The organism is Clostridium sp., assembly GCF_051278035.1.
GTDB lineage: Bacteria > Bacillota > Clostridia > Clostridiales > Clostridiaceae > Clostridium_AD.
Genome location: NZ_JBNMNU010000108.1, coordinates 1 through 15,040 on the forward strand (window position 1 = coordinate 1; position 15,040 = coordinate 15,040).

Sequence of the window (15,040 nt, forward strand, 5' to 3'; positions counted from 1 at the left end):
AGTATTTAGACTGTTTTTCTTTGTTTTGGAGGCGCCACCCGGATTTGAACCGGGGAATAAAGGTTTTGCAGACCTTGACCTTACCGCTTGGCTATAGCGCCATTATTGAAATTGTGGAGCGGAAGACGAGATTCGAACTCGCGACGTTCACCTTGGCAAGGTGACGCTCTACCACTGAGCCACTCCCGCAACATTGGTGGCTAGACCAGGAATCGAACCAGGGACACGAGGATTTTCAGTCCTCTGCTCTACCGACTGAGCTATCCAGCCTTATAAATTTAAAATGGCGACCCAGAACGGACTCGAACCGTCGACCTCCGCCGTGACAGGGCGGCACTCTAACCAATTGAGCTACTGGGCCATATGTGGTGGGAACAACAGGGTTCGAACCTGTGACCCTCTGCTTGTAAGGCAGATGCTCTCCCAGCTGAGCTATGCTCCCACATGTATCCATCAGACTTTAACAGTATATACTATCTAATAAATCTTGTCAACACTTTTATTACTTAAGTGTTTTTTTATTAAATGTTTACTTTTTTTCCAATGAGTACATTACTATATTATAAGACTTTGTCACAGTTGTCAATAGCAAATAATAGTGAGTATTCATACCTATTTCACTTATGCTCCACAATTATAAGATTTACTCTATATTACACCACTTTGAAAGATGTGGTAACACACGCATATATTGCTATAAATATATTTGATTTATGAATTTACATATTTCAATAATTGTCCGATATCTTCATGATCAAATTCATAATTCTTATTACAAAAATGGCATTTAATTTCTTCCGTTTTACCATCATTATATATTTCTTCTAGATCCTTTTTACCTATGCTTATAAGTGCCCTCTCAACTCTTTCTCTACAACAATCACATTTATACATGGGTACAATTTCTTCATGTATTTTAAGCTGCATATCTTCAAAAATAAATTCTAATATTTCTTCAATATTCATCCCTTTTTCTATGAACTCAGTTATAGATGGAATTTCTTCCAGTCTATAGGTTATTATATCAGCTAAAAACTCATCTGCACCAGGCATCATTTGGATTATAAATCCACCTGAAGCTTTAATGCTCATGTCCGTATCAACTAAAACCCCAAGTCCAACTGCTGAAGGAGTTTGCTCTGAAACAGTGAAGTAATATGCCAAATCATCGCCAATTTCCCCTGTGCTAATCGGCACCTGGCCTACATATGGTTCCTTTAACCCCAAATCTCTTATAACCCTTAAATAACCATCCACACCTATTGCACCACTTACGTCTAGTTTCCCCTTGCTATTAGCCGGTAAATCTATATTTGGGTTACCTATGTATCCTTTCACTGTTGAATCTGCATGGGAAGTTGCGAGCACTCCTTTCGCTTCTCCTCCGCCATTTATTTGGATCGTTATGCTATCCCCCTCGGACTTTAACATGGTCCCCATAAGAACACCCGCTGTAAGCATCCTTCCCAAAGCTGCAGCGGCTGTTGGAGCACACTTTTGCATGGTAACTCCCTCATTTACTAAATCCGTAGTTATGGCTGCAATTATTCTAACTTGACCATCCTTCGCAGTAGCTCTAACTAATTTATCCATGTATATCCCTCCTATAACCTATTATTTCACTTCTTTAGCACATAACATATTCTCTCTGTATTCCTTTCCACTATCTTATTCTCGTAGTTGTCTATTTTTTTAATCACCTGAAATCCTATTTCTTTTAAAACATTTTCTACATACTCTTCACTGTAAGCTCTTTCTGCATGATGCTCATCAAAGCGTCTATATACTTGTCCTTCTTTCACAAAAAATATTAAATTCATATCTACAACATCATTTTCTAAACAATTCTCCCACATGTACACTACATCATCCGAATCATAATTATAAGTATTATTACCAAGCACATTTGTAAGTTTATAATAAGAATTAATGTCAAAGATAAATAAGCCATCATCTTTTAATAGATTATATGCGCCTAATAAATACTTCTTGAAATTTTCTTTTTCTAAAATATAATTACTAGAATCCAAACAACAAGTTATGAGATTAAAGGTATTATTTAAATTAAGTAAGCAAATGTCTTGGCATATAAATTTTGCACTCATACCTGTTTCTCTCATTTTCCTCTCTGCTTCACTTAACATGTCAGATGATAAATCCACTGCCCATATATGTTTAAATTTACTTGCAATTTCCATAGTAAGATTTCCAGTTCCACAGGCTAAATCTAAATAGCTATCGTAATCGATATTATTTTCACTGCAGATAGACAATATGTTTAAAGCCCATGTCTTATAATCAATATCAGAATTTATTAATCTATCATATATATGAGCGAACTCTTTATAACAATCCATACTAGCATTTCTCCTTTTTCAAACAAATCACTTTTTAAAACTACAGCGGTATATAATATTCTAACCTATACACCAGCTATTGTCCAAAATAATTTATATAAAGCATTCATATAAAATATTTCGTATAAACTATTTTGAACAAGTGTTTTAAAAATCCTCGTTTCTAGGAAGATTTATTGTTTTTTTTCGTTTTGTCATTAACCCCCCTATTCTACCTGTTTCCTCTGCTGTAAGTCCACTCCACCCATAGTCCTGTATTTTGTCTGTTAATCCTAGTTCTTCTGCTATTTCGTATTTTAAAGTTTCGCGAATAGTTTCATTTAAAGTAAGCTCTTTGTTTGTTTTTAATTTAGCTTTTATAACCTTTTTTAAAGGTGTTTTACCCATGAAATCCCTCCTAATTGTAATACATATTTTTTAAGATTTTAATATCATTATTATTTTTTACAATTAAGTACTTTTTTATTCATAATAAAAAAGATAAATACGCCATACTTTTCTTCCAAAAAAATATAGTGGGGTAATGTTTATTACCCCACTAATGAATTCATTTTTTCTATTAAATATTTCAAAATATTAAGAGTTATTTTTTTAAGTTCACCTTATTATCATATAAATGACATGCAACAAAATGTTCTGGTTCTATCTCTAGCATCTCAGGCTTATTTTCTCTACACATATCCATAGCCTTATTACACCTATCAACAAATTTACATCCATTAGGAGGGTTTATAGGGCTAGGAACATCACCTTCAAGCATTATTCTTTGTCTAGTCCTTTCAAGCACTGGATCCGGTCTTGGAATAGATGATAACAATGCCTGAGTATAAGGATGAAGTGGTTTTTCGTATAACTCATCACTTTTAGCAACTTCTGCAAGCGCCCCAAGATACATTACGCACACTCTGTCTGAAATATATCTAACCATTGAAAGGTCATGGGCAATAAACAAAAATGTTAAATTATAATCTTTTTGTAACTCTTGAAGTAAATTAACTACTTGAGCTTGAACAGAAACATCTAAGGCTGATATAGGTTCATCACATACTATAAAATCAGAATCGACTGCAAGGGCACGAGCAATCCCTATTCTCTGCCTCTGTCCACCACTAAATTCATGTGGAAATCTATTTGCATGTTCCTTATTAAGTCCAACCAAATTTAACAGCTCATCAATTCTTTCTTTTCTTTCTTTTCCAAAACTAAGCTTATGAATATCAATACCTTCTGCAACAATATCAGATACAAGCATTCTAGGATTTAAAGAAGCATATGGATCTTGAAAAATCATTTGTGCACGTCTATTATAGTCCTTTAAATCCTTTCCTTTTAGCTTATGAACAGATTTACCTTCAAACTCTACAGTACCTCCTGTAGCCTCATATATTCTTAAAATAGTTCGTCCACAGGTTGATTTCCCACAGCCTGATTCTCCTACCAGACCTAGTGTTTCACCTTTATAAATATCAAAACTTACATCATCAACAGCTTTTAAATATTGATTTTTACCAGCATAAAAGTATTTCTTTAAGTTTTTCACACTAAGAAGTATTTCTCTTTTATCTAATTCCGCCATTTTAATTGTCACCTTCTTTTTCAATAGATTCTTTTTTCCCTTTAAAAATAACAGGAGCTTCTACCTTGGGTGCATCAGGATGACTTAACCAACAAGCAGAACCATGTCCCTCACTAATAATGAAGCTCGGAGGCATTTTTTCTCTACAAATTTTCATTGAATATTCACATCTATCTGCAAATGGACATCCAGTTGGAGGAGAAAATAAGTCTGGTGGTGTACCTTCTATTGAAGATAATTTATTGCCGGTCTTAATAACATCTACTCTTGGTACTGAACTTAAAAGCCCCCAAGTATATGGATGTTTTGGATTATAATATAATTCCTCAGTATCTGCATACTCTACGATTTTCCCTCCATACATAACTACTACTCTATGTGAAACATTAGCAACAACGCCCAAATCATGAGTAATCATTATAATAGAGGTATTTATAGTTTTTTGTAAATCCTTCATAAGTTCCAGTATTTGAGCTTGAATTGTAACATCCAAAGCTGTTGTGGGTTCATCCGCGATAAGAAGCTTAGGATTACAAACAAGTGCTATTGCGATCATAGCACGCTGACGCATTCCACCAGAAAACTGATGCGGATATTCGTTTACTCGTCGTTCTGCATTTGGTATTTGAACGAGCTTTAACATATCAATTACTTTTTTATCGGCTTCGGCTTTTGTAATATCGCTTTTATGACTCATAAGTCCTTCTAATATTTGCTTTCCAATTGTCATTGTAGGATTAAGAGAAGTCATTGGGTCCTGAAATATCATACCGATTTCTTTACCTCTAATCCCCCTCATTTCCTTATCTGTCTTAGTAACTATATCTTCACCATTAAAGATAATTTTACCACTTTTAAAACGTGCAGGCGGTTCTGGGTTTAGCCTCATTATAGATTTTGCAGTTACAGACTTCCCACAACCGGATTCTCCAACAATAGCTAAAGTCTCTCCTTCAAATAAGTCAAAGGAAACGCCACGAACTGCTTGAACCTCACCTGCATAAGTATCAAAAGAAACTTGCAAATTTTCAACTTCTAATATTTTCTTTTTCATGTGTGTAACCTCCTATTTCCTTAATTTAGGATCAAGTGCATCCCTTAGACCATCACCAAGTATATTAAATGCAAGCATAATTAAACAAAGTACAAATGCAGGTATTATAAGTAAGTGTGGATATTGATAAAAAATCTTTGCTCCATCATTAACTAGAACTCCTAGTGATGCATATGGTGCTGGTACACCGAGCCCGATGAAACTTAAAAATGCTTCTGCAAAAATCATTCTTGGAATCATCATTGTCATATTAACTATTATTGGACCCATAGTATTGGGTATCAAATGCTTAAAAATAACTCTGCTTGAATTTGCACCTAAAGTTTGTGATGCGAGTACATATTCACTTTGTTTTAATCTTAAAACTTCTCCACGAACCAAAACTGCAGTTGTAAGCCATCCTGTACATGCAAGAACAAGGGTAATAGTAAAAATACCCGGCGTCATTATAATGGATAATAACATTATATATAGCAAAGATGGGATAACCATAAGAATTTCAATAATTCTACTCATTACATTATCTGCCATTCCACCAAGATACCCAGATATTCCTCCATATACAACTCCAAATAGCCCTGTAAACAGAACTGATGATACTGCAATAAGGAACGAAACCCTTGTGCCTTCCCATAACCTAGTCCATAAATCACGGCCAAGGTCATCAGTTCCAAGCCAATATTTGCTATTGAATCTTTTATCACCACTTGTTTCTACAACTAAACTACCGAAACTTTTTTTGAAAGTGACTCCTCTAAAATCAGGATCTTCTTTTAAGAGCTTTTCACCTTCAACATTCAATTTATCTACAATTGAATCCCAATCATCTTCTGTAGTTGTTGTTATCTCTAACTTATACTCTTTTTTGTCGCCTTGGTAGGACGCTTCAGATTCATCACCAACAATAAACCCTAACTTTCCACCTTCTTCTTTCAGTTTAGCACTAGTAAATTTCAATTTAGTCTTTCTAAGGTTAGGTCTATACTTTTTATAATCAAACATAGAATTAGAATATAATTTTAAACTCCTCTGATTTGAAAGGATAGAGGTTTGGTCTTTTAAACCTAATTCTTGCCTTCTATAATTATGTCCATATAGTTGTTTTGAAATTACTGGACCAACCAGCGCCAAAATAATTAATAATACTAATACCCAAAAGGATATTATAGATGGCTTACTCTTTTTTAATCTTCTGTATGAATCTTGTAAATATGACATACTAGGGCGTTTTATGCTCTGCGCAGCTTCGAGGTTTTTACCAACAATTTCGAATTGCTCCTTTTCTATTTTGTCCATTTGGCTATTTACCCCCTTTTTTCGATACTCTAAGTCTTGGATCTATTAGTCCATATGCTATATCAACCATAAGAAGGCAAAATATTATTAGTACCGCATAGAACAGTGTTATGCCCATAGTCATAGAGTAATCCTGGTCTACAATGGTAGATACAAAATATTCGCCAAGTCCTGCAACAGCAAAAACCTTCTCTATAACAATAGATCCCGTTATTATCATTGCAAACAATGGTCCAAGTATCGATATAACAGGCATTATAGCATTACGAATTACGTGACCCCATATAATTTTAGTAGTTGAAAGACCTTTGGATTTTGCAGTCTGTATATAATCTTGACCAAGTACTTCAAGAGTAGTTGAACGCATTAATCTAGCTACAAAAGCCAAAGTACCAAGCCCCAAAGCAAATGATGGCAAAATCATAGAAAGTGGACTACTAGTTACGGTAACCGGAAGCCAACCTAAAGTCACTCCAAAATAGTAGGCAAGCAGTGGCCCCATAACAATGCTTGGAACAGATACACCTATAATCGCTACAAGTATTACAATATAATCCGCCGCTTTTTGATGTTTAAGGGCTGCAATAACCCCCAAAAGCACTCCAAAAAAAGAAGAATATAACATAGCCCTCCAACCCAAAGCAAATGACTTTGGAAAACTATTTTTTATTACTTGAGCTACTGGCCGATTAAGATATTTATAAGATAGTCCAAGATCTCCATGAACTAAGTTATTCATATATTTAATATATTGCTGAGAAACAGGAAGATCTAACCCGTATTTTTGTAATAAAGCTTGTCGTAATTCTGGCTCCATCTTTGGATTATGAAAAGGATCTCCAGGCAACGCTTTCATTAACGCAAAAGTTATAGTTGCTATACAAAACATTGTTATAATTGCAAAAAATACTCTTTTAATAATAAATCTAACCATCCTTTTACCTCCTTTATGTAGAAAAATACAAATTACCTCAATTGCCTATTTACATAAAGAAGGGTATACGTTAAAACATATACCCTCCCTTATTTATTAATTATTAAAACTACTTAGATTACTTTGCATTTTTTGCTGACATATCTACATTAGCCCAATAGAAATCTACAGCTGGACCTGCACCTCTAGTAACTACGTCACTTAGGTAATTTTTAAAAGTATAATGAACTATCCTAAAGTATTTTGGTACAATAGCCATATCGTTCATTAGGATTTTTTCAGCATCATATAAGTAACCCATTCTAACTTTTGGATCTGCTTCATTTTTAGCATTTTGAATTAATTTATCAAAAGCTGGATTATTGTACTTACCATGATTGTTTCCATTAGTGGATTCAAATAGATCTAAGTATGTCATTGGATCCATATAATCTGGTCCCCAACCACTACCGCAAATACCAAAGTCTCCATCTTTAAGTCTAGATAATTTATCACCCCATGCAACTGGTACAAGTTTAATATCAATCCCAATAGCTTTTAAATCTGCTTGTAATTTTTCACCTTGTTTTTTAGAAGTATCTGACTGATCTATTAAAACATCTAGTATTGGTAATTTATCAAGTTTTAATTCTTTAAGTCCTAGTGCTAAAGCTTCTTTAGCCTTATCTACATTATGATCTTCAATTAAAGTTGCATCAGTTTCCTCACGGAAGGCCTTATCAAGACCTGGGAAGAAATTTGGAACTACTGAAAGTGCAGGCTCATCCCCTATTGTAACACTATCTACTAAACCCTTACGATCTTGTGCGAAGGATATAGCTTTTCTTACATTAAGATTTTGTGTTATTTTATTGTTAAATAAGTTAAATTCAAGATAAAACACAGAATAATCAGGCTTATTAATTAATTCTTGTAGTCCATTTTGATCAAGCACTGCTTTATCTTGAAAATCCTTCAAATCATTAGCTTGGATTGCGGAACCGTCTAAAGCTCCTGTCTTTAAAAGATTTGTTCTTGTAGCAACATCATTAACAACTTTTAGTTTGACGGTATCAATTTTTATATTATCTTTATTCCAATAATTAGGATTTTTTTCTAGTGTAAAGCTATCTTTATGTTTCCATTCTGTAATTTTCCATACTCCATTACTGTTTAATCCTGACGCTTCAAGAGCGTAGTCACTTGGATGAGCTTTGTAAAACTCCTCATTAACTGGGGCAAATACAAAATTAGCAGTTAATCCTACAAAATATGGTACTACTTTTGAAAGTGAAATTTCAATATTTCCATCTTTTTCTGCAATTCCAACCTTTGACCATAAATCTGCTTTCTTAGTATCAAATGCTGTCATCATATCGGCTGGCATTAACTTAAATGCATCAGCAACCTTAGAAGTCAGAACTGCTTTTTTGTCTTTATCTGACTCATCATCGCGGCTATCAACTAAAGCTTTGAATTTTGCATCTTTTGAAGCATAGTAAGATTCGCTAGTGAAATCTGCATAGTCTGCAGCTCCTTTAATGTAATCAGTGATCAAAAATCCATATTGACTGTTTCCGTCAAGTGCTAGTTTCCATCCAAAGAAGAAATCCTTAGCGGTAACAACAGTTCCATCAGCCCATTTTGCATCTTTGTTAAGTTCAAAAGTATAAGTATTAGTTGTTTCATCTAAACTCCACTTCGATGCAACTCCCGGTTCATATTTACCTTCTTCTTTACCAAAACGAACTAAACTTTCCATATACATATTTGCAATTTGGAATTCGACTGTACCCGTCATCTGTTGTGGATCCAAAGTTTCTGGTTCATCTGTAGAATAATAATTCAAAACCTGTGGTACATTGTCCCCTTTCTTTACCTCATCTGTTTTTTTACTACATCCAGCAAGTACAGTTGTAGATACAAACAAAGCTACTACCAAAGACGCTAATAATTTTTTCTTTTTCATTATATGTTCCCCCCTTATTTTAGTAAATATAAGCAATTATTACTTTGATATATCTAAATTACAAAAGGATAAATTTTATTTATCCTTTGTAAATTTATTCTGTTTGAAGAAGAGTTTACAATATAATAAATTAATTAATAAGTGAATTATTAATTGTTTCCACTTGCAATTGTACAAATTATTAAACTAATTTTTTTTATATTATCATGTAATTTTAAAATTGTCAATGAATTCATTCACTTTATACAGCTAAAGCATGGTTTTCAATCACTAATTACTTCACTTATAAATTCCCGATTACTGCATATTTATTCTTTTAATTGAATAGAAGCGATGTAACTTGGTATGTCTTAATACTTTTACAAAAAAATACTTGTATAAATCTAGCATAATAAACAAACTATAGTTGTTATAAAATATACTTAGAACAAAATAATAATCATCTTATTAATTCATATTCAATTATGTCTTGAATATTACCTTGCAAATTGTATTTTGGTCAATTTAGATTGTTTTTTTTAGAAAGTATATATATTTTTGCTTAGTGCTTCTATGTTATAATAATAAAATAAAGAAAAACATTAGTGATATCATATGTATTATTTAAAATGATTATACATTAGTATAAAAAAATGTTTCACTAATACTAATATCAATTAATAAATATATAGTAATATAAAAAAATAGTTTATATGGAATAAATACTAACAATTGTTAGTCATTCTATATAAATACACGGAGGTAATTTTATGCATATTTTCAAAGGTTCTGGTGTTGCAATAGTCACTCCATTTAATGAGAGAGGAGTAAATTTTAAAAAGCTTGAGGAATTAATAGAATGGCACATTAACTCCAAAACAGATTCTATTATAGTATGTGGCACTACTGGAGAAGCTTCTACTATGTCAGATCAAGAAAAAAAAGAGACTATAAAATTTGTAGTTGACGTAGTTAATAAAAGAATTCCAGTAATTGCAGGTACTGGAAGTAACGACACTGCCGCTTCAATAAATATGAGTAAATGGGCAGAAAAGATAGGTGTCGACGGACTTCTTGTAATTACGCCTTACTACAATAAAACCACTCAAAAGGGCTTAGTTGAGCATTTTAGTGCAATTGCTAGTAGTGTAACTTCACCAATAATAATATACAACGTTCCTTCAAGAACAGGTCTTAATATTAATCCACCTACACTTTTAAAATTATGTGCAATACAAAATATTGTAGCAATAAAAGAAGCCAGCGGCAATATAAGTCAAATAGTACAAATTAAAGCACTGTGTGGTGATAATTTAGATATATATTCAGGTAACGATGACCAAGTTATACCTATTCTTTCCTTAGGCGGTATCGGCGTTATATCTGTTGTGGCAAATATAATCCCTACAGATATTCACAACATGTGTGAACTATATTTGAAAGGTGAACATGAAGAAGCTCTAAACATTCAACTTAAGTATATTGCGCTCAATAATTCACTATTCTCAGAAACTAATCCTATACCTGTAAAAACAGCTATGAACCTTATGGGCATGGAGGTGGGTCCTTTAAGACTACCACTCTGTGAAATGGAAGAGTATAATTTAAATATACTAAAGAAAGAGTTAAAAGCATACAATATACCTTTAAAGGAGGAACTAAAATGATTAAGATACTTATAAATGGTTGTAATGGTAAAATGGGTAAATTTATTTCTGAAATGGCTAAATCATCAACAACTATTTTAGTTGTTGCTGGTGTTGATAAGAATTCCTCAAATTTAAACTATCCATGCTATAACAATATAAATGATTGTAAAGATGACATCGATGTTATTTTAGATTTTTCAAGACCAGAGGCTTTAGATTCACTATGTAAATATTCAAAAGATAAAAATATTCCTATTGTGTTCTGCACTACTGGTTATACAGATGAAGATTTATCCAAGATCAATTCTCTTAGTAATGAAATCGCGGTATTTCATTCATCAAGTATGTCTATAGGCATAAATATCGTTAACAATATACTCAAAAGCATAAGTAATATGCTTTACAAAGATTTTGACATTGAGATAATTGAAAAACATCATAATCAAAAAGTAGATGCTCCTAGTGGTACCGCTCTACTTCTTGCAAATACAATTAAGGATTCTATTGAAGAGGAAACCCATTTCGTCAATGGCCGCGACGGCATAAGCAAGAGAGACTCCAAAGAAATAGGAATTCATGCTATAAGAGGTGGAAATATTATTGGTGATCACGAAATCATATTTGCAGGCAAAGGAGAATGTATTGAAATTAAGCATACCGCAATATCAAGAGAGGTTTTTGCAGTAGGCGCACTTAAAGCCTGTGAATATATATACAAAAAAGATACTGGTTTATACAACATGGACGATGTAGTTAATATGTAACCTTTTAGAATAGAAAATCAACCTCTAGAGTACAAAGTACTTTGAAGGTTGATTTTTTTATGCAAATAATTCTAATTTACTCAGTTATGTCTAAAGTTTTAATCCATTGTTCCATTCTGTCTAAACCTTCCGTTAGCATCTCTAAACTATAGGAATATGAAATCCTTATAAATCCTTCTCCTCCTACGCCAAAAGCTGAGCCTGGAACCACAGCAACCTTACCTTCATATAATAGTCTATCGCAAAATTCTTCACTTTTCATAGAATATTTTTCTATAGAAGGGAATATATAAAACGCTCCCCTTGGGCTAGATACATCCATACCCATTTCTATCAATCTTTTATAAACATATTCTTTCCGTTTTTCAAATTCCGCTTTCATAATGACCACATCATTCATACAGGAAACCAGTCCCTCATATGCACCCCATTGGGATATTGATGCTGCACAAGAAACATTATACTGGTGTACTTTGATTATATTATCCATTATATACTTGCTAGCACAAACATATCCTACTCTAAGACCAGTCATTGAAAACATTTTAGAAAATCCGCCCACCAAAATCACTCTATCCCGTAGTTCACTAATTTGGGCTAAAGAGTAGTATTTTTCATAGCATAATGAACTGTATATCTCATCACTTATTATATAGATGTTTTTTTCCTTTAAAATTTCAAAAAGTTTATCTCGTTCTTCGCAAGATAATGCCGCACCAGTGGGGTTTGAAGGATAAGACATAACTAAAAGCTTGGGATCTTCCTCTTCAATAAGTTTTTTCAATTCATCAAAATTAATAGTAAAATCGCTATTAAGGTTATAATTAACTACCTCTGCTCCGAAAAGTTTTACACAACTCTCGTAAGCTGGATAAGCTGGTGACGGCACCAGAACTTTATCGCCCTGGTTTAAAAATGCTGCAAATGTACATAGCAGTGCCTCACTTCCACCAACTGTAACAATTGTTTCATCGGCTGAATAGTTAATGCCTGTGCCATATAAAAACTTAGAAATCTCACTTCTAAGTTCGGAAATGCCAGCATTTGAAGTGTACCCCGTTTTATTTTCATCAATAGCCGCGACCATAGCCTTTTTAATATTTTCTGGCACAGGAAAATCAGGTTGACCTAGTGTCAGTGAAATTGCCCCGGGAACATTTGTAACTTTATTAAAAAATTTTCTAATTCCTGAAATTTCTACATCACACACATTATTTGAAAATACATTATCCATAATTACCATCCTTTACTTAAGCTTTTGAATTATTAACATTTTACTATAAAAAAGCATAAAAATCAGTAATTCTCAAAACTTTTATAGAATAATAATAATATCTATGTTAAAATTATATTAATTTTGCTATATGCATTATAAATTACTTAGTTTTATTGATATAAATTGTTATAATTTAAGAATCAATAGAAATTAAATGCATAAAAACAATAATTTCACTTAATACTTATAATATGAAAGGAGAATAACTATGAACTATGATTTAACAGACCCATATGAAATTGCAAGGTACATAAAAGAAGCTAAAAAAGCTACTCCACTTAAACTCTATATCGATGGAGATTTATCACAATGCCAATTTGGAAATATAGAAAATTTTGGTGGCGGAAGTTTTTATATACTTTTTGGTGAAAGTACAGAAGTATCAGATTTTCTAATAAAGTATAAAGACAAGATCAAAAAATTTAAACTCGAACAAGATAGACGTAACTCTGCTATTCCACTAATAGACATGAAAAATATTGACGCAAGGATTGAACCGGGTGCAATTATACGCGATAAGGTTACCATAGGAAAAAATGCTGTTATAATGATGGGTGCTGTAATTAATATAGGTGCTGAAATTGGCGATGAAACTATGATAGATATGAATGCTGTGATTGGTGCAAGAGGAAAACTTGGTAAAAGAGTTCATTTGGGTGCAGGTGCCGTAGTGGCTGGCGTTCTTGAACCGCCAAGCAAAAGCCCTTGTGAAATTGGTGATAATGTACTAATTGGAGCAAATGCTGTAATACTCGAAGGTGTGAAAATCGGAAATAATTCTGTAATTGCAGCAGGATCTGTAGTTGTTAATGACGTACCTGAAAATGTTGTAGTTGCTGGAGCTCCAGCAAAAATAATTAAAGATGTTGATACTGGTACTAAAGAAAAAACAAAACTGTTGAATGATTTAAGAGGTTAATAAAAGAGCAAGTATTACTACAACTGCATCTCACTTCGCTAAGTAATTGTAAATTACCAACAATTACTAAAGCTTATTCGGATGCACTTTACGTAATACTTGCTCTTTATTGTGTATAAAGAATGGAATGTACGGAAAGTGGAACTATATGGCGTCTAGCGCGTCAAAATTATGTTCATCATCAATCACCATATCTGATTCATCTACGTTCTCTCCCTCTTTAGTAACTTTCTCCATTTTAGATATAGATACTTCATAGGCAATTTTTTTTATAACTTCATCCTCTGATAATTTCTTTTGGTATTCTCTACTTTGAAGTCTTCCCCAAATTCTTATATTATCTCCTACTTCAAGGCTTTTACAAAATCTTGAATTTCTCCCCCAAGCAATTGTAGGTATATAATCAGATTTATTATATAATCTATTAACCGCAAGTAACATATCCGCTATTTCCCTTCCAAAAGGAGTTGTCCTATATATCGGGCTTTTACAAATAAATCCATCTAAAAATATTTGATTCGGATTTTTACTGCGCTCTTCACAAACTTTTATATCTCTAGCAAATACAGTTAAAATTAATCTATTAGATCCATCAACAAATTTGTTATATGATCTAAGCTGCCCTTCAATTATAAATTCATTTCCTATTTTAATATCAATACCTGCAATCAATCTCTCCGAAATCGTTATAGTTAGAATATCCGTTGTTTCGCTTAGTCTCCAAACCTCAAAATCAAATACATAAAACCCTTCCCCATACATTTCATGACTAAATTTTAGTTCAGATACAATCTTTCCTTCTAAATAAATCTTGTTATTTAACATAACATTATCCATTATAACCCCTCTTTCCCTTAGTTTTTTTTAATAAGCCTTCCTTAGAATATAAGTATTCAGTTTTCTAATGTAATATACCTATTAATGAAATAATTTTGTTCTTATGAAATTTGCCAAAATTATAACTAATTGGTATTTACATTATAATACAAATTCATGATAAATACAAATATATAATAAATACCAATATATTTAATATTTATTTTTGTATTTGTTTTCCTGCCACATCTATATAGTAATTATCTTTGTATATAAGGTCCGATATCCTCACAAATTCAAAGCCTTCTGCTTTTAAATAATCTAAAATTTTAGGCAAATTTTCGGGTGTATATTTTGCATTATTGTGAAATAAAAGTATTGATCCAGGTTTAGTCTTTTCTACTATTCTTTTATACTCAATTTCTGCCCCTTGTTCTTTCCAATCAATGCTATCTACATCCCATTGAATGCA

At 32.6% G+C, this 15,040-nt stretch carries 13 protein-coding genes, 5 tRNA genes and 1 pseudogene; 3 read left to right on the forward strand and 16 right to left on the reverse strand.

The annotated features are described in order from the left end of the window. Positions 1-26 precede the first annotated feature (26 nt). From ACJAX4_RS15365 to ACJAX4_RS15425, 13 genes are all read right to left on the reverse strand, one after another. A tRNA-Cys gene (locus tag ACJAX4_RS15365) sits at positions 27-101 on the reverse strand. Positions 102-114: 13 nt separating this feature from the next. Continuing rightward, positions 115-189: transfer RNA gene (locus ACJAX4_RS15370), tRNA-Gly, on the reverse strand. Between the two features lie 5 nt (positions 190-194). Next, positions 195-270: transfer RNA gene (locus ACJAX4_RS15375), tRNA-Phe, on the reverse strand. A 14-nt stretch (positions 271-284) separates the two neighbouring features. Continuing rightward, positions 285-361: transfer RNA gene (locus ACJAX4_RS15380), tRNA-Asp, on the reverse strand. 5 nt (positions 362-366) lie between these two features. Continuing rightward, positions 367-442: transfer RNA gene (locus ACJAX4_RS15385), tRNA-Val, on the reverse strand. A gap of 269 nt (positions 443-711) precedes the next feature. After that, the gene (hslO, locus tag ACJAX4_RS15390) at positions 712-1,593 is read right to left on the reverse strand and encodes an Hsp33 family molecular chaperone HslO (protein ID WP_435790333.1); all 882 of its coding nucleotides are present in this window, start codon (positions 1,591-1,593) and stop codon (positions 712-714) included. A gap of 26 nt (positions 1,594-1,619) precedes the next feature. Further along, entirely contained in the window at positions 1,620-2,357 is a 738-nt protein-coding gene (locus ACJAX4_RS15395; protein ID WP_435790334.1) for a class I SAM-dependent DNA methyltransferase, read from the reverse strand. Positions 2,358-2,504: 147 nt separating this feature from the next. Continuing rightward, on the reverse strand, positions 2,505-2,744 hold the full coding sequence (locus ACJAX4_RS15400) for a small, acid-soluble spore protein, alpha/beta type (RefSeq protein WP_435790335.1): 240 nt from the start codon (positions 2,742-2,744) through the stop codon (positions 2,505-2,507). Positions 2,745-2,940: 196 nt separating this feature from the next. Beyond that, entirely contained in the window at positions 2,941-3,933 is a 993-nt protein-coding gene (locus ACJAX4_RS15405; RefSeq protein WP_435790336.1) for an ABC transporter ATP-binding protein, read from the reverse strand. 1 nt (position 3,934) lies between these two features. Next, positions 3,935-4,987: an ABC transporter ATP-binding protein gene (locus ACJAX4_RS15410; RefSeq protein WP_435790337.1), complete on the reverse strand. Its 1,053-nt coding sequence runs from the start codon at positions 4,985-4,987 to the stop codon at positions 3,935-3,937. 12 nt (positions 4,988-4,999) lie between these two features. Continuing rightward, positions 5,000-6,283, reverse strand: coding sequence for an ABC transporter permease (locus ACJAX4_RS15415; RefSeq protein ID WP_435790338.1), 1,284 nt, complete (start codon positions 6,281-6,283; stop codon positions 5,000-5,002). Between the two features lie 4 nt (positions 6,284-6,287). Beyond that, positions 6,288-7,217, reverse strand: a complete 930-nt coding sequence (locus ACJAX4_RS15420; protein ID WP_435790339.1) for an ABC transporter permease — start codon at positions 7,215-7,217, stop codon at positions 6,288-6,290. Between the two features lie 118 nt (positions 7,218-7,335). After that, positions 7,336-9,165, reverse strand: a complete 1,830-nt coding sequence (locus ACJAX4_RS15425; RefSeq protein WP_435790340.1) for a peptide ABC transporter substrate-binding protein — start codon at positions 9,163-9,165, stop codon at positions 7,336-7,338. Positions 9,166-9,914: 749 nt separating this feature from the next. On the opposite strand from ACJAX4_RS15425, the gene dapA reads away from it, so the two are divergent. Next, a complete protein-coding gene (gene dapA, locus ACJAX4_RS15430) occupies positions 9,915-10,811 on the forward strand; it encodes a 4-hydroxy-tetrahydrodipicolinate synthase (RefSeq protein WP_435790341.1) in 897 nt (298 codons plus the stop codon). Then, the gene (dapB, locus tag ACJAX4_RS15435; protein WP_435790342.1) at positions 10,808-11,557 is read left to right on the forward strand and encodes a 4-hydroxy-tetrahydrodipicolinate reductase; all 750 of its coding nucleotides are present in this window, start codon (positions 10,808-10,810) and stop codon (positions 11,555-11,557) included. Before dapA ends, dapB begins: the two co-directional genes overlap by 4 nt. Before the next feature lie 76 nt (positions 11,558-11,633). On the opposite strand, the gene ACJAX4_RS15440 is transcribed toward dapB, so the two are convergent. Beyond that, on the reverse strand, positions 11,634-12,791 hold the full coding sequence (locus tag ACJAX4_RS15440; protein ID WP_435790343.1) for an aminotransferase class I/II-fold pyridoxal phosphate-dependent enzyme: 1,158 nt from the start codon (positions 12,789-12,791) through the stop codon (positions 11,634-11,636). 250 nt (positions 12,792-13,041) lie between these two features. On the opposite strand from ACJAX4_RS15440, the gene dapD reads away from it, so the two are divergent. After that, complete coding sequence (gene dapD, locus ACJAX4_RS15445) at positions 13,042-13,752, forward strand: 2,3,4,5-tetrahydropyridine-2,6-dicarboxylate N-acetyltransferase (RefSeq protein ID WP_435790344.1); 711 nt, start codon at positions 13,042-13,044, stop codon at positions 13,750-13,752. Positions 13,753-13,896: 144 nt separating this feature from the next. Here the strand turns inward: dapD and ACJAX4_RS15450 are convergent, their stop codons facing one another. Further along, positions 13,897-14,589, reverse strand: a complete 693-nt coding sequence (locus ACJAX4_RS15450; protein ID WP_435790345.1) for a single-stranded DNA-binding protein — start codon at positions 14,587-14,589, stop codon at positions 13,897-13,899. A 199-nt stretch (positions 14,590-14,788) separates the two neighbouring features. Next, positions 14,789-15,040 (reverse strand): annotated as a pseudogene (locus ACJAX4_RS15455) (polysaccharide deacetylase); the annotation flags it as partial.

Bases quoted from the DNA above. Each gene is read 5' to 3' on its own strand.
- hslO (WP_435790333.1), bottom strand. From the start codon at position 1,593: ATGGATAAATTAGTTAGAGCTACTGCGAAGGATGGTCAAGTTAGAATA.
- ACJAX4_RS15395 (WP_435790334.1), bottom strand. From the start codon at position 2,357: ATGGATTGTTATAAAGAGTTCGCTCATATATATGATAGATTAATAAAT.
- ACJAX4_RS15400 (WP_435790335.1), bottom strand. From the start codon at position 2,744: ATGGGTAAAACACCTTTAAAAAAGGTTATAAAAGCTAAATTAAAAACA.
- ACJAX4_RS15405 (WP_435790336.1), bottom strand. From the start codon at position 3,933: ATGGCGGAATTAGATAAAAGAGAAATACTTCTTAGTGTGAAAAACTTA.
- ACJAX4_RS15410 (WP_435790337.1), bottom strand. From the start codon at position 4,987: ATGAAAAAGAAAATATTAGAAGTTGAAAATTTGCAAGTTTCTTTTGAT.
- ACJAX4_RS15415 (WP_435790338.1), bottom strand. From the start codon at position 6,283: ATGGACAAAATAGAAAAGGAGCAATTCGAAATTGTTGGTAAAAACCTC.
- ACJAX4_RS15420 (WP_435790339.1), bottom strand. From the start codon at position 7,217: ATGGTTAGATTTATTATTAAAAGAGTATTTTTTGCAATTATAACAATG.
- ACJAX4_RS15425 (WP_435790340.1), bottom strand. From the start codon at position 9,165: ATGAAAAAGAAAAAATTATTAGCGTCTTTGGTAGTAGCTTTGTTTGTA.
- dapA (WP_435790341.1), top strand. From the start codon at position 9,915: ATGCATATTTTCAAAGGTTCTGGTGTTGCAATAGTCACTCCATTTAAT.
- dapB (WP_435790342.1), top strand. From the start codon at position 10,808: ATGATTAAGATACTTATAAATGGTTGTAATGGTAAAATGGGTAAATTT.
- ACJAX4_RS15440 (WP_435790343.1), bottom strand. From the start codon at position 12,791: ATGGATAATGTATTTTCAAATAATGTGTGTGATGTAGAAATTTCAGGA.
- dapD (WP_435790344.1), top strand. From the start codon at position 13,042: ATGAACTATGATTTAACAGACCCATATGAAATTGCAAGGTACATAAAA.
- ACJAX4_RS15450 (WP_435790345.1), bottom strand. From the start codon at position 14,589: ATGGATAATGTTATGTTAAATAACAAGATTTATTTAGAAGGAAAGATT.